This window comes from Achromobacter sp. EG18, assembly GCF_059759395.1.
The window spans coordinates 5,814,336-5,828,851 of the sequence record NZ_CM186213.1 but is presented as its reverse complement, the minus strand read 5'-3'; the positions used below and the strand labels follow the sequence as shown (position 1 = coordinate 5,828,851).

Below are 14,516 nucleotides of genomic sequence, written 5' to 3'. Positions count from 1 at the left end.
GTTGAACGAAAGGCGTTAACGGACCTGCCGCACACATTGCAAACCGGCCCCTGGAGGGCCGGCTCGCGGATGGGTCGTATGATACCGCAGGCAGTCTGTCCCCAAACGTGAACAACGGTCAAGCCGGGGACTGCCCTCCCCCTTGCCGCGCGCCGCCTGACCTGCCGCAACCCGCGGGCAAACGCTGAATAGCCCTACCTGCGCCACGGGCTATACTCGCTGACACTTTTTCGCAAGACGCATAATTTTCACGCAGACCGACCGGGCTCAGGTCAAAGTACGGGGACATTCTTGAAACGAGGTTTCTATCTGGTCATGGCCGCGCAGGCCTTCTCGTCATTGGCGGACAACGCGCTATTCATCGCCGCGATCGCCCTGATACAGGAACTGCACGGCCCGGACTGGCTGGCCCCGATCATGAAATGGTCCTTCGCGCTGGCCTACGTGGTGCTGGCGGCCTTCGTCGGCGCCATCGCCGACTCCTACCCCAAGGGCCGCGTGATGTTCTCCACCAACGCCCTGAAGGTGGCCGGCTGCCTGCTCATGTTCTCGTACGCCAGCATCGGCGTCGCCCCCGAATACCAGACCTACCTGGTCTGCGCCGCCTACGGCGTGGTGGGCATCGGCGCGGCGGCCTACTCCCCCGCCAAGTACGGCATCGTCACCGAAATGCTGCCCCCCACCATGCTGGTCAAGGGCAACAGCTGGATCGAAGGCCTTACCGTCTTCTCCATCATTCTGGGCACGGTGCTGGGCGGCCTGCTGATCTCGACCACGGTATCGACCGCGCTGCTGCAACATTCCTTCATCGGCAAGCTGGTCCACACGCCGGCCGAGGCAGCCATCCTGGTCATCGCCTTCGTCTACCTGCTGGCGGCGCTGTGCAATTTGCTGATCCCGCCGACCCACGTGCGCTATCCGCCGCAGCAGAAGAACCCGGTCAAGCTGATGCGCACCTTCTGGGGCTACGTCCGCGTGCTCTGGAAGGACAAGCTGGGGCAGATTTCCCTGGCCGTCACCACCCTGTTCTGGGGCGCCGGCGCGACGCTGCAACTGATCGTCATCGAATGGGGCCGCAGCCACCTGGGCTACCAGCTGGACAAGGCCTCGATGCTGATGGGCGTGGCCGCCCTGGGCACGGTGGTGGGTTCGATCCTGGCCGGCCGCATTCCGCTGCGGCGCGCCCTGGCGGTGCTGCCGGTGGGTGCGGCCATGGGGCTGGTGGTGCTGCTGATGCCGTTGGTCTATTCGCCCTGGAGCGTCTACCTGCTGCTGCTGATCACCGGCGGACTGGCCGGCTTTTTCGTGGTGCCCATGAACGCCCTGCTGCAGCACCGCGGCCACGTGCTGCTGTCGGCCGGCCATTCGATCGCGGTGCAGAACTTCAACGAGCAGCTCAACATCCTGCTGATGGTGGCCATGTACACCCTGCTGCTGTGGCTGCAACTGCCGATCAACATCATCATCGTGATCTTCGGCACCGTGGTGGCCGTGCTGATGGTGGTGTTCATGCGCTGGAGCCGGCGCAACCTGGCGGCCAACCCCGAGCTGCATGACCAGATCGGCCAGGAAGGCCACGGCCACGCGCTCGACCCGCACACGCGCTGATCATCATCGCGGCGGGCCGCCCTTGCGGCCCCGCCCATTGGCGGCCTTGCCGGCCGGGCCCGGCCTAGAGCTGCCGGGCCGCCAGTTTCAGGTCTTGCCAGGCGCGCGCCTTCTCGGCCGGACTGCGCAGCAGATAGGCCGGGTGATAGCTCACGATCACCGGGATCTCGCGCCCCTCTTCCGTCTTCATCTGGTGCACGCGGCCGCGCAGGCTGCCGATGGTCGCGTCCGTGCCCAGCAGCGTCTGGGCCGCGAACCGGCCCAGCACCAGGATGCGCTCGGGCTTGAGCAGCGCGATCTGGCGCATCAGGTAAGGGCTGCAAGCCGCGATTTCCTCGGGCTTGGGATTGCGGTTGCCCGGGGGCCGGCACTTGATCACGTTGGCGATGAATACATCGCGCTCGCGGCTCATGCCCACCGCCGACAACATCGAGTCCAGCAATTGCCCGGAACGGCCGACGAAAGGCTGGCCTTGGCGGTCTTCCTGTTCGCCGGGCGCCTCGCCCACCACCAGCCAGCGCGTGGGCTGGCCGCCGTGGCCGAACACCGCATGGCGCCGCCCGCTGCACAGGCCGCAGGCGGTGCAGGCCACCACCTGTTCGCGTAATTCGTCCAGGTTGGCGTTCTTGACCGCTTCGGCCACCGGAATCGGCGCCGGAGCGGCGTCGGCCGCGACCTCGGGCTTGGGCGCCGGCTTGGGCGGCGGGCCATTGCGCAGGCCCGGGCCGGGCCCGGGGGGACGCGCGGCGACGGGCGACGCCACGGCCGCCGGCGCTGGCGCAGCATCGCGGACCGGCGTCGGCGGCATGCCATCCGGCGCCGCCGTTGCCGGCGAATCCTGTTTGGAAACAACGGTCTGGGGCTCGGACGCGACCGCGGGCCGGGGCGCCGGGCGCAGCCACAGACGCTCCATGCCCAGCTCGCGCAGCCACAGGCGCTGCAGCGGATTGATGCGGGGCGCGGCCGCCGACTGCGTGGGGTTCGGGGCCGTCACGCCGTCGCTCCCTTGGGCCTGTCCAGGCGCTTCTGCATCACCAGGGCATCCTCGCGTCCGCCCTTTTCGGCCGGATAGTAGCCACGCCGCAGGCCGATCTGCAGGTAGCCGCGGGCCTTGTAGAACTCGACCGCCGCGGTATTGGATGGGCGCACTTCGAGCAGCACGCCGTCCAGGCTGCGCTCGCGCGCCTGCTGTTCGCACCAGTCGAGCAGGACGCTGCCCAGCCCCTGGCGGTGCAGGCTGCGCGCCACCGCGATCACCAGCAGATGGGCCACGTCGGGCGCAAACATCAGGATACAGAAACCGGCCACGCGGCCATCACGGCGCAATGTCCAGGCGCCATAGCCGGCCGCCAGCGCGTCAGCGAAATTGCCGCGGGTCCAGGGAAACGACTGGACATTGGCCTCCAGGGCCACCACCTCGTCCAGGTCGGCGTCGGTCAGCGGCTGGGGATATGCCGGCGCCAGCGTGGATTGCGCCTTGGGGTTGCCGCCCTCGCCCCGCAGGCGTTCCGCGGTGGTGAAAGCCACTTTGTCTCGGACGTAGAGCGGCGCGGCCTGTTCCGGCGCGACGGCCTCGCCCCGCGACCAGGCCTGGCGCGCCAGGCGGGCGACGCTGGCGGCCTCGGGCCGCTGCGCCTCGCCGGCGCGCCGCCATCCGGCCGGTATCGACATGTCCGCGGCGTAGGCATCCCAGGCATCGCCCGCCAGCAGGGGCTGCAGCGCCCGGCCAGCGGCGCGGGACCACGCGGGCAGGTGGTGCGCCGTCCAGGGCACGACCTCGGCCGCCGCGATCAGCAAGGGGGCCTGCAGGGTTTCCCAGACGGACTCTCCATCGGCGCCGGCAACCGGGCGATAGACCGCCAGGTAGACTTCATTCATGCGGGCGTCCAGCGCCACCACGATGGCGTCGTCCGGCACGCCGCCCGCCTGGGCGGCCACGGCCTGGTGCGACACCACCGGCAATACCGGGATTCCCAGCCCCATGGCCATGCCCTGGGCCACGCCGCAGGCCACGCGCAGCCCGGTAAAGCCGCCCGGCCCCTGGCCGAACGCCACCGCCTGCAGGGCGCCGGGCGCCAGGCCGGCCTCGGCCAGCAGTTCGTTGGCCATGGGCAAAAGGCGTTCCGCGTGCTCCTGGGAGCCCTCGTGTTCGCGGACGGCGACCTCCAGCCGCCCGTCGAAGGCGCGCAAAAGGGCCACGCCGCAGCGCGACGAAGAGGTTTCCAGAGCCAGCAGGTTTAGTTCCATAGATGCAGATTGTACGAAATACCGGGGGCTTGCCCCCGTATGTAAGGGGGATTTCAACCATGGTTCGCAATGTGTAATATCTTGTGAACGCCCACTAGCCGCTGGTTCTTGTCACTGTTACATTTCCGGCCATGAATACGCAAAACACCACCCCCACCCGAAAAATCCTCGTCGTCGACGATGATCCGCGCTTGCGCGATCTGCTGCGCCGGTATCTGTCCGAGCAGGGATTCAACGTTTTCGTTGCCGAAGACGCCAAAGAGATGGGCAAACTCTGGCAACGCGAGCACTTCGACCTGCTCGTGCTGGATCTGATGCTGCCCGGCGAGGATGGCCTGTCCATCTGTCGCCGGCTGCGCGGTGGCCACGACAACACCCCCATCATCATGCTGACGGCCAAGGCGGAAGAAATCGACCGCATCGTCGGCCTGGAGATGGGCGCGGACGACTACCTGTCCAAACCGTTCAACCCTCGCGAACTGCTGGCCCGGATCAACGCGATCCTGCGCCGCCGCGGCACCGAGGAACATCCCGGCGCTCCCAGCCAGGAAAACGAATCCATCGCCTTCGGCCCCTACGTGCTGAACCTGTCGACCCGCACGCTCACGCGCAACGGCGAACAGGTGCCCATCACCACCGGCGAATTCTCGGTGCTCAAGGTGTTTGCGCGCCACCCGAAGATTCCGCTGTCGCGCGACAAGCTCATGGAACTGGCCCGCGGCCGCGAATACGAAGCCTTCGACCGCAGCCTCGACGTGCAGATCTCGCGCCTGCGCAAGCTGATCGAGCCGAACCCGTCCAAGCCCGTATTCATCCAGACCGTCTGGGGTCTCGGATACGTGTTTGTGCCGGACGGTGGCAGTTGATCGACACGCCCGCCCCGGGCAGGAGCGCAGCCTCGTGCCCCGCTTGCGCAAAACCTTCAGGAACCTGACTTCACGTCTGCGGCTCGGCTTGTTCGGCCGCACGTTCCTGTTGCTGGCCGCGCTCATGCTGGTCAGCCTGGGGGCGTGGCTACAAGTCTTCTTCAGCATGGAGCTGGGACCGCGCGCCAATCAAATGGCGCAGCGGGTGATCACGGCCGTCAATATCACGCGCACCGCGCTGATCTATTCGCACAACGGCGAACGCAGCAAGCTCCTGCTCGACCTGGCCACCAATGAAGGCATCCAGGTCTATCCGCGCGAGGTCACCGACTTCGCCGAAGCCCTTCCCGACGACGATTACTGGCAGCGCGTGGCGCAGCACATCCGCACGCGCTTCGGCCCCGAGACCCAGATCGCCTGGGGCGTGAACCAGGTGCCGGGCTTCTGGGTCAGTTTCCAGATCGAGAAAGACCTATATTGGCTGGTATTCGAGCGCGAGCAAATCGGACTGACGGGCGGCATCGAATGGCTGGGATGGGGCGCCACGGCGCTGTTGCTGTCCCTGGTGGGCGCGGCGGTCAGCGTCGGCTTCGTCAACCGGCCACTGTCGCGGCTGGCGCGCGCGGCGCAGGTGCTGTCGCGCGGCGAGACCCCGGCGCCCCTGCCCGAGCAGGGGCCGCTGGAAATCCGCGACCTGAACGCCTCGTTCAACCGAATGGCCAAGGACCTGCGGCAGGCCGAGGCCGACCGCGAGCTGATGCTGGCCGGCATTTCCCACGACCTGCGCACGCCGCTGGCGCGCATGCGCCTGGAAATCGAGCTGAGCGGCGTGTCGGAAGACGCGCGCCAGGCCATCGACGAGGACCTGGGCCAGATCGACCACAGTATCGGCCAGCTGATGGAATACGCCCGTCCCGCCGGCACCCTGCCGCAACTGGCCACCGATATCTCGGCCGTGCTGGCCGAGCTGTACGAGCGTGAACGCAGCCACACGTCCTCGCTGGGCGGCGAACTGGACGCCACCCTCGAACCAGGCCTGCGCGCGCGCATCACCGCGCTGGACCTGAAACGCATCGTCAGCAACCTGATCGAGAACGCGCGCCGCTATGGCCGTTCGACCGACGGCATGGCCCATCTGGTCATGACACTGCAAGCTGAGGGCGGCATGATCGTCATCGAGGTGTCCGATCGCGGCCCCGGCATCGCCCCCGAAGACGTCGACCGCCTGCTGCGGCCGTTCTCGCGCGGCGAGGCCGCCCGCACCGGCGTCAGCGGCGCCGGCCTGGGCCTGGCCATCGTCGAACGCCTGCTCAAGCACGTGGGCGGCGCCCTGCGCATGCTGCCGCGCGAGGGTGGCGGCCTGACCGCCCGCATAGAGCTGCCCAAAGCGAAGTTTAGGAATTATCAATTAGACAACGATAATCCATAGCGTAGAATTTATGGTTTGAGGCACCGCCTTAATTCCACCAACAACTACTGGGAGTAAACATGAAAACTGTTGGCGACAAACTCGAGCCCTTCAAGGTTACCGGCGTCAAGCCCGGCTTCAACCAGCACGAAGAAAACGGCGTCTCGGCTTTCGAAGACATCACCGAAAGCTCGTTCCCCGGCAAGTGGAAGGTGATCTACTTCTACCCGAAGGACTTCACGTTCGTGTGCCCGACCGAAATCGTCGGCTTCAACAAGCTGGCCAAGGATTTCGAAGACCGCGACGCCGTCCTGCTGGGTGGCTCGAGCGACAACGAATTCGTCAAGCTGGCCTGGCGCCGTGAGCACCCGGACCTGAACAAGCTGGGTCACTACCAGTTCGGCGACACCACCGGCGCCCTGATCGACCAGCTGGGCGTGCGTGAAAAGGGTGCTGGCGTTGCCCTGCGCGCCACCTTCATCGTCGACCCGGACAACACGATCCAGCACGTTTCGGTGAACAACCTGAACGTCGGCCGTAACCCGGAAGAAGTGCTGCGTCTGCTCGACGGCCTGCAAACCGACGAGCTGTGCCCGTGCAACCGTACGGTTGGCGGCGCCACGCTGTAATTTCCAGCCCGGCCGGGACCTGCTCGCGGGTCCCTCGCCGGGCTTTAACTGCGCTAGATTATAGGTAAAAACTATGGAATTTCTGACGACCATTAAGGAACAGCTGCCGGATTGGGCCAAGGACATCCGCCTGAATCTGGACGCCGTGATCGCCCGCTCGACCCTGGCCCCGGAAGACGCCGTCGGCGCCGCCCTGTCGGCCGCCTACGCCGCGCGCAGCCCGGTGCTGATCGAAGCCTTCAAGAGCGGCCTGTCCGAAACCGACGCCAATGCCGCGCTGACCGCCTCGGCGCTCATGGGCATGAACAACACCTGGTACCCCTACGTCGAGATGAGCGGCGACGCCCAGCTCAAGAGCCTGCCGGCCCAGCTGCGCATGAACGCCTACGCCACCCATGGCGGCGTGGAAAAGAAGCGCTTCGAGCTGTTCGCGCTGGTGGCCTCCATCATCGGCAAGTGCCATTTCTGCGTTGGTTCGCACTATGAGAACCTGAAGCAGGACGGCCTGTCGACCGAGCAGCTGCGCGACGCCGGTCGCATCGCCGCGGTGGTCAACGCCGCCGCCCTGGCGCTGGCCGCGCAGGGCAAGTAAGCCCGCCTCCGCCACGCTGGCCCGCCCCGCCGCGCGCGGGCAATGAAAAGCCCGCCTGTTCGCACAGGCGGGCTTTCTTTATTTGCCGGAAGGCGCTTGCGCCGCCCCGCTGCCGCTATTGTCCCTGGGACTTGACGGGAGCCGTCGGCAGGCCGTTGGCGAGCCAGGCCTCCATGCCGCCGCGATACCAGTAGACCGGCCAACCCATCATGCCGGCGCGCAGCGCGGCGTTATAGGAGGAGCGGTCGTTCATGCCGGCGCCCACGATGATCAGCGGCACGTTGTGTTCTTTCTCGGTGCCCGTCTTCTTGTGCAGCCAGCCGTCAAAGGCTTCCTGCATCTGGTCCGTCACACTGCCGTCCGAACCCGCATCGCTCAGCGGGAAGGCGCCGGGAATGGTGTCGCGCAGGCCGCTGGTGTCGATCACCAGGAAGTTCTTGTTCTTTTCATCGGTCAACAGGGCCACCACGTCCTTGGTGGTGATCACCTTGGCGCGGGGATGGGAGTTCGGCGTCGGGCCCTTGTAGGGCGCCGAGAACAGCAGGGTCGTCGGCGGCACGCCGCTATCCTGCAACTCGTCGAAACCGCCGTTGCCGGGCGCGCGCTGCGGCTGGCCGGCGGGCGGTTGCTGGCGCGGCTGCTGTTGCGGGGCCTGTTGCGGGGCTTGCTGCGGCGCCGCCCCGCCCTGCTTGGGCTCGCCACCGACCGTGCCCATCTCGATATCCGAGATCATCACCGCGATATTCTCGATCAGCTCGTAGCACATGGTGATGGAGCCTTCACGCGGGCTGTACCAGGCGTTGAGCTTGCCGCAATCCTTGAAGACCACGTTCACCGGCCGCGGCAACACGTAGGTCTGGCCCAGCAGCTTGATGTTGTTGGTGATGGCTTCGGACAGGTTGTTGGCGAACAGGTTGCCGATGCGGCGCGACGACGGCTCGAAGGTCACGTTCACCGGCGCGCCGGGGGCGTTCGCCGGCTGCTGGCCATCGGGCGACCACGTGCCGACGCGGGTATGCGGCGCCAGGATCCGGCGCCAGGCGCGGTTCTGCTTGGTGAATTCATCCGCGCAGCGCGCCTTGGTGCGGTCTTCGAAGCCGACCTGGTCGACCAGCGATGCGAACACGCCGGGGTTGCCGCCATACATGATGCACAGCATGTTGCGAAAGCGCTTGAGGTCGCCCGTGTGCTCGTCCTGCCAGGGCGAGTTGCCGGCGCCCTTGGCCTCGGCCAGCTTGCCGCTGTAGTACCACTGCAGGGCCGCGTACTTGGCCGCGCCCTGGGCCATGGCGTTGGTGTCCTTGTCGCTGGACGGGTACATGGTCGGCTCGACGATCTGCAGCGCCGAATAGATATCGACCGCGTCTTCCTCGGCGCCGGTCGAGGGCAGTTCCAGTTCGCCGATCAGCGCGTGGCCGAACTCATGCATGAAAATGCTGCGCATGATGCCGATGTACACCGCCACGATGCGCAGCGAGTCGCCGCCAAAGCGCGGATACGGGCCGGAACCCGGCAAGCCGCTGCTGGCGCCGGAATCCGGCGAGGCCTGCGGCGCGCGCGTCGGCTGCTGCTGCGGTTGCCCGCCGCCGCCCTGGCCGGTGTTGGCATTGACGTTCGTGTTGATGGCGAAGTCCGCGATCCCGAAGGTGCCGACCTCGTAAGCCATGATGCCGAGCTCGGAACCCAGCGCGGGTTCGTTCTCGATATCGCCGATCTTCTGGCCATTGACGATGAAGCGCGCCGCGCCCGGCACCTCGACCACCTTGATGCGATCGGAGCCGTCCAGCTTGGCCACATTGGGCACGTTGGCGATATCGCGGCGCTTGTCGCCGTCCAGACAGAACAGCAAGGTCTGCTTGGCGGCCGTGAGCTCGAGCAGGCACAGCCCCTTGCGCGAACGGTTGGTCAGCGCCAGGCCGATGGAAGCCTTGGGATTCTTCGAATTCAGGACCACGTTGACGTCGGTGATGCGGCCGCCTTCGGGCGGTTGCCCGACGTTCAGGTAGAGCGTCTGTTCGCTGCCGGCCGTGGCCTTGTTGCGCAGCGTGAACCAGCCATCCTCGACCCCTGCGGTCCAGCCTTGCAGCAGCTGCGTGCGGACAGCGCCCGCGAGCGGGCCGAGCTGTTGCTCGAATTCTGCATGTGCAGGCGAACCAAAGGCGACGAGAGCCACGAATAAGGCAGCGCCACGTACATGCATCCTAGTGTCCCTATTATCCAGACGTTAAGTAGCGGCAGAATATTCCAGTTCAAATGCCCCGGCAAGACGAAAACACAGGGCGTTTTCGGCCTGTGCGCCCCAAACGACGCGGGATTCACGCCAAACCGCAGCAGCTACGCGGTCCTCGCCCTTTTTTGCGGTTTGTTAATTTGTTGTGGACATGTATCCGTGCGAATAAAACAACGCTCGCGCGCGAAAAAAATGGCGCGGTAAACACCGCGCCATCGATGCCCGCAAGGTACGGGGGGCGGCGGGTCAGGCCCGGGCCAGCAGCGCCACCACCGTCGCGGAGATGCCTTCCTTGCGCCCCAGGTATCCCAGGCCTTCGTTGGTCTTGGCCTTGATGTTGACCTCGGTTTCGGCCAGGCCGGTATCGGCGGCGATGTTGCCGACCATGGCGGGCGCATGCGGGCCGATCTTGGGCGCCTGGGCATGCACCGTGGCATCGATGTTCACGGGCGTCCAGCCAGCCTGGCGCACGCGCGCCACGGCCTCGCGCAGCAACACGCGGCTATCCGCGCCCTTGAAGGCCGGATCGGTATCGGGGAAGTGGCGGCCGATGTCGCCCAGCCCGGCGGCGCCGAGCAGCGCGTCGGTGATGGCGTGCAGCAGCACGTCGGCATCCGAATGGCCCAGCAGGCCGTGGCTGTGCGGAATGGTCACGCCGCCGATGATCAGCGGGCGGCCTTCCACCAGCGCATGCACGTCAAACCCCTGGCCGACGCGGAAGGGAATACTCATAGCCATTTTTCCATCAGTTCGAAATCGTCCGGCCAGGTCACCTTGAAATTGCGCATGGCGCCGGGCACCAGCAGCGGCGCATAGCCCGCGGCCTCGATCGCCGAGGCCTCGTCGGTGACGGCAACGCCGTTCACCGCGGCCGCCGTCAGCGCATCGCGCAGCACGCCGGCGCGGAACATCTGCGGCGTCTGCGCCAGCCACAGGCCGTTGCGGTCCAGCGTGCGCTCGACCCGGTCGTGGCCGGCCTTGACGGTATCGGCCACGGGCAGCGCCAGCAGCCCGCCCACCGCATCCGCGAGGCAGGCGTCGATCAGGCGCGCCAGGGCCGGCGCCGGCAGGCCGGGGCGGGCCGCGTCATGCACCAGCACCCACGTGTCATCGGCCACGCCGCTCTCGGCCAGGGCGCCGGCCACCGTATCGGCGCGCGTCGCGCCGCCGCAGGCGCGCCAGACGGTGCGCGGCAGGCCGGCCAGGGCGTGGTCGACCCAGCCATCGCCGGGCGTCACCGCCACGCGCACCTGCGACACGCGCTCGTCAGCCAGCAGCGCCGCAATGGCATGGCGCAGCATGGGCTGTCCGGCCAACGGACGGTATTGCTTGGGCACGCTCTCGACGCCGGGGTGGCTGGCGCGGGCGCCGACGCCGGCGGCGGGAACGATTGCGATGATTGAGTCAGACATGGTGCGGTGATTTTATAATCTTCCGCTTGATGCCTGCTCCCAGCCTGATGCCCGCTCCCACCTCCTCCGCCACGGCAGCGCCGCCCGTCCCCGCGACCGCCCCCACTCTCGCCGCGCTCAAGCCCGGCACGCGCTATGCGCAACCCCGGCCGCCCGGCTCGGGCGATGCCTGGCTGCTGGCCGACCTGGCTCGGCAGGCCGGCGCGCCGCTGGTGGTGCTGACCGCGGAGCCGCTGGAAGCCCAGCGCCTGGCCGAGGAAATCGCGCTGTTCGCGCCCGGCCTGCGGGTGCGCCAGTTGCCCGACTGGGAAACCCTGCCGTACGACGCCTTCTCGCCGCACCAGGACCTGATCTCCGAGCGCCTGCATACCCTGCATTCGTTGATGATGAAGACGGTGGACGTGCTCACGGTGCCGGTCACCACCGCGCTGTACCGGCTGGCGCCGCCGTCGTTCCTGGCGGCCTACACCTTCTCCTTCAAGCAGAAGGACAAGCTCAACGAAGCAGCGCTGCGCGCGCAGCTGACGCTGGCCAACTACAACCACGTCACCCAGGTCACCGCGCCCGGCGAGTTCTGTCTGCGCGGCGGCCTGATCGACCTGTTCCCGATGGGATCGGCGCTGCCCTACCGGCTTGACCTGTTCGACGACGAGATCGAGACCATCCGCAGCTTCGACGTCGACACCCAGCGCAGCCTGTATCCGGTGCGCGAGGTGCAACTGCTGCCGGGGCGCGAATTTCCCATGGACGAGGAATCGCGCAACCGCTTCCGCGCGCGTTTCCGCGAAGTGTTCGAAGGCGATCCCTCGCGCGCCCTGCCCTACAAGGACATCGGCAACGGCATCCCCTTCGCCGGGGTCGAGTACTACCTGCCGCTGTTCTTCGACGAGACGGCCACGCTGTTCGACTACCTGGCCGAAGGCACGCTCACCGTCACGGTCGGCGACATCGACGACGCCATGATGCGCTTCAGCCAGGACACCGGCAGCCGCTATGGCTTCCTGAAAAGCGACCGCGAACGGCCGGTGCTGCCCCCGTCCGCGCTGTTCCTGGACGAGCAGGCGCTGTACGCCCGCCTGAAGGATTTCCGCCGCCTGGCGCTGGGCGCCGGCCAGCCGCATCCCGACTTCCGCGCCGCGCCCGACGTCAGCGTCGCGCGCCGCGCCGAAGACCCGATCGCCAAACTGCGCGCGCTGGTGGGGCGGCACGATGGCCGCGTGCTGCTGTGCGCCGATTCGGCGGGCCGGCGCGAGACGCTGGTGCAGATGCTGAACGAGTTCGGCGTCACGCCCGACGCGCAACCCGAGACCATCGAGGCCTTTCTCGCGTCCGACGCCCATTTCGGCATCGTCGCCGCGCCCCTGGCCACCGGCTTCGAGCTGCCGCAGGCCGGGCTGGCGTTCCTGACCGAAAACGACCTGTATCCCGGCGTCGCCGCCACCAGCCGGCGCGGCAAGCGCGACCAGGAACGCGCCAGCAATGTCGAAGCGATGGTGCGCGACCTGTCCGAACTGCGGGCCGGGGACCCGGTGGTGCACGCGCAGCACGGCATCGGCCGCTACCACGGCCTGGTCAACATGGACATGGGCGAAGGCGAGATGGAGTTCCTGCATCTCGAATACGCCAACGGCAGCACGCTGTACGTGCCGGTGTCGCAGTTGCACGTGATCGCCCGCTACAGCGGCGCCGATCCGGAAGCCGCGCCGCTGCACCAGCTCGGCTCGGGCCAGTGGGACAAGGCGCGCCGCAAGGCGGCCAAACAGGTGCGCGACACCGCCGCCGAACTGCTGGCGCTGTACGCCCAGCGCGCCGCGCGCGAGGGCTTCGCCTTCAACCTGCCGCTGAACGATTACCAGGCCTTCGCCGAAGGCTTCGGCTTCGAGGAAACGGCCGACCAGGCCGCCGCCATCGAGGCCGTGATCGCCGACATGACCTCGGGCCGGCCGATGGACCGCCTGGTGTGCGGCGACGTCGGCTTCGGCAAGACCGAGGTGGCGCTGCGCGCTGCGTTCCTGGCGGTGGCCAACGGCAAGCAGGTCGCCCTGCTCTGCCCCACCACCCTGTTGGCCGAACAGCACGCGCAGACCTTCTCCGACCGCTTCGCCGACTGGCCGGTGCGGGTGGTGGAGCTGTCGCGCTTCCGCTCGGCCAAGGAAGTATCGGCCGCCATCGAGGGCATCAACGACGGCCGCGTCGACATCGTCATCGGCACCCACAAGATCCTGTCCAAGGACGTAAAGTTCAAGCGCCTCGGGCTGGTCATCATCGACGAGGAACACCGCTTCGGCGTGCGCCAGAAGGAAGCGCTCAAGGCGCTGCGCGCCGAGGTCGACGTGCTCACCCTGACCGCCACGCCGATCCCGCGCACGCTCGGCATGTCGCTCGAAGGCATCCGCGACTTCTCGGTCATCGCCACCGCGCCGCAGAAGCGGCTGGCGATCAAGACCTTCGTGCGGCGCGAGGACGGCAGCACGCTGCGCGAGGCGCTGCTGCGCGAGCTCAAGCGCGGCGGCCAGTGCTACTTCCTGCACAACGAGGTCGAGACCATCCACAACCGCCGCGCGCGCCTCGAAGAGCTGGTGCCCGAGGCCCGCATCGCGGTGGCCCACGGCCAGATGCCCGAGCGCGACCTGGAACAGGTGATGAAGGGCTTCTACCAGCAGCGCTACAACGTGCTGCTGTGCACCACCATCATCGAGACCGGCATCGACGTGCCCAGCGCCAACACCATCGTGATCCACCGCGCCGACCGCTTCGGCCTGGCGCAGTTGCACCAGCTGCGCGGCCGCGTCGGCCGCTCGCACCACCAGGCCTACGCCTACCTGCTGACGCCGGGCGAGGACGCCATCACCAGCAACGCCAAGAAGCGGCTGGAGGCGATCCAGGCCATGGAGGAACTGGGTTCGGGCTTCTACCTGGCCATGCACGACCTGGAGATCCGCGGCACCGGCGAAGTGCTGGGCGATTCGCAGTCGGGCAACATCCAGGAAGTCGGCTTCTCGATGTACAACGAGATGCTCAACGAAGCGGTGCGCGCCCTGCGCGCCGGCGAAGAGCCGGACCTGGACGCGCCCTTCAACCTGGCCTGCGAGGTCAACCTGCATGCGCCGGCGCTGCTGCCGTCCGACTACTGCGCCGACGTGCACGCGCGCCTGAGCGTCTACAAGCGCCTGGCCCACGCCGCCGACGAGGACGACCTGATCCAGATCCAGGAAGAACTGATCGACCGCTTCGGCAAGCTGCCCGAAGCGGCGCAGACGCTGCTGACCACGCACCGCCTGCGCCTGGCCGCGCAACCGCTGGGCATCGTCAAGATCGACGCCAGCGAAACCCAGGCGCTGCTGCAGTTCGGCCCCAAGACCAGCGTCGATCCGGCGAAAATCATCGAGCTGGTGCAGCGGCAACGCCACATCAAACTCGCCGGACAGGATAAATTGCGGGTTGAGATCAAGGCCGCGCAGATCCCGGCTCGCGCCGATGCCGTGCGCGCCGTGCTGCGCGCCTTGAAGTAACCCGCCCCGACC

General features: G+C 67.4%; 11 protein-coding genes. 6 read left to right on the top strand and 5 right to left on the bottom strand.

Going from position 1 to position 14,516, the window contains the following annotated elements:
* Nucleotides 1-291 precede the first annotated feature (291 nt).
* Nucleotides 292-1,608: a lysophospholipid transporter LplT gene (gene lplT / locus AC6CR5_RS26870; RefSeq protein WP_006389235.1), complete on the top strand. Its 1,317-nt coding sequence runs from the start codon at nt 292-294 to the stop codon at nt 1,606-1,608.
* A 64-nt stretch (nt 1,609-1,672) separates the two neighbouring features.
* Here lplT and AC6CR5_RS26865 read toward each other — a convergent pair whose 3' ends face one another.
* Together AC6CR5_RS26865 and tsaB are read right to left on the bottom strand one after the other, a co-directional pair.
* Nucleotides 1,673-2,602 carry a uracil-DNA glycosylase gene (locus AC6CR5_RS26865; RefSeq protein ID WP_038503014.1) on the bottom strand — a complete coding sequence of 310 codons (930 nt, stop codon included), beginning with the start codon at nt 2,600-2,602 and terminating at the stop codon, nt 1,673-1,675.
* The gene (gene tsaB / locus AC6CR5_RS26860) at nt 2,599-3,855 is read right to left on the bottom strand and encodes a tRNA (adenosine(37)-N6)-threonylcarbamoyltransferase complex dimerization subunit type 1 TsaB (RefSeq protein WP_054437456.1); all 1,257 of its coding nucleotides are present in this window, start codon (nt 3,853-3,855) and stop codon (nt 2,599-2,601) included. Before tsaB ends, AC6CR5_RS26865 begins: the two co-directional genes overlap by 4 nt.
* A 131-nt stretch (nt 3,856-3,986) precedes the next feature.
* Between tsaB and risA the strand changes: the two genes are divergently transcribed.
* From risA to AC6CR5_RS26840, 4 genes are all read left to right on the top strand, one after another.
* Nucleotides 3,987-4,721: a response regulator transcription factor RisA gene (risA, locus tag AC6CR5_RS26855; protein ID WP_003813882.1), complete on the top strand. Its 735-nt coding sequence runs from the start codon at nt 3,987-3,989 to the stop codon at nt 4,719-4,721.
* A 34-nt stretch (nt 4,722-4,755) separates the two neighbouring features.
* A complete protein-coding gene (gene risS, locus AC6CR5_RS26850; RefSeq protein ID WP_006389232.1) occupies nt 4,756-6,150 on the top strand; it encodes a sensor histidine kinase RisS in 1,395 nt (464 codons plus the stop codon).
* 59 nt (nt 6,151-6,209) lie between these two features.
* A complete protein-coding gene (locus AC6CR5_RS26845; protein WP_006389231.1) occupies nt 6,210-6,758 on the top strand; it encodes a peroxiredoxin in 549 nt (182 codons plus the stop codon).
* A 73-nt stretch (nt 6,759-6,831) separates the two neighbouring features.
* A complete protein-coding gene (locus AC6CR5_RS26840) occupies nt 6,832-7,350 on the top strand; it encodes a carboxymuconolactone decarboxylase family protein (RefSeq protein WP_006389230.1) in 519 nt (172 codons plus the stop codon).
* Between the two features lie 115 nt (nt 7,351-7,465).
* Here AC6CR5_RS26840 and AC6CR5_RS26835 read toward each other — a convergent pair whose 3' ends face one another.
* From AC6CR5_RS26835 to ispD, 3 genes are all read right to left on the bottom strand, one after another.
* A complete protein-coding gene (locus tag AC6CR5_RS26835; protein WP_227740054.1) occupies nt 7,466-9,523 on the bottom strand; it encodes a DUF4344 domain-containing metallopeptidase in 2,058 nt (685 codons plus the stop codon).
* Between the two features lie 303 nt (nt 9,524-9,826).
* Nucleotides 9,827-10,312, bottom strand: a complete 486-nt coding sequence (gene ispF / locus AC6CR5_RS26830; protein ID WP_047992188.1) for a 2-C-methyl-D-erythritol 2,4-cyclodiphosphate synthase — start codon at nt 10,310-10,312, stop codon at nt 9,827-9,829.
* Complete coding sequence (gene ispD, locus AC6CR5_RS26825) at nt 10,309-10,992, bottom strand: 2-C-methyl-D-erythritol 4-phosphate cytidylyltransferase (protein ID WP_269878642.1); 684 nt, start codon at nt 10,990-10,992, stop codon at nt 10,309-10,311. Before ispD ends, ispF begins: the two co-directional genes overlap by 4 nt.
* A 29-nt stretch (nt 10,993-11,021) precedes the next feature.
* On the opposite strand from ispD, the gene mfd reads away from it, so the two are divergent.
* Nucleotides 11,022-14,504, top strand: a complete 3,483-nt coding sequence (gene mfd / locus AC6CR5_RS26820) for a transcription-repair coupling factor (protein WP_448684718.1) — start codon at nt 11,022-11,024, stop codon at nt 14,502-14,504.
* Nucleotides 14,505-14,516: the final 12 nt, after the last annotated feature.

Coding starts and splice junctions, on each gene's coding strand:
- tsaB (WP_054437456.1), bottom strand. CDS start 3,855: ATGGAACTAAACCTGCTGGCTCTGGAAACCTCTTCGTCGCGCTGCGGC.
- risA (WP_003813882.1), top strand. CDS start 3,987: ATGAATACGCAAAACACCACCCCCACCCGAAAAATCCTCGTCGTCGAC.
- AC6CR5_RS26845 (WP_006389231.1), top strand. CDS start 6,210: ATGAAAACTGTTGGCGACAAACTCGAGCCCTTCAAGGTTACCGGCGTC.
- AC6CR5_RS26840 (WP_006389230.1), top strand. CDS start 6,832: ATGGAATTTCTGACGACCATTAAGGAACAGCTGCCGGATTGGGCCAAG.
- ispF (WP_047992188.1), bottom strand. CDS start 10,312: ATGAGTATTCCCTTCCGCGTCGGCCAGGGGTTTGACGTGCATGCGCTG.
- ispD (WP_269878642.1), bottom strand. CDS start 10,992: ATGTCTGACTCAATCATCGCAATCGTTCCCGCCGCCGGCGTCGGCGCC.
- mfd (WP_448684718.1), top strand. CDS start 11,022: ATGCCTGCTCCCAGCCTGATGCCCGCTCCCACCTCCTCCGCCACGGCA.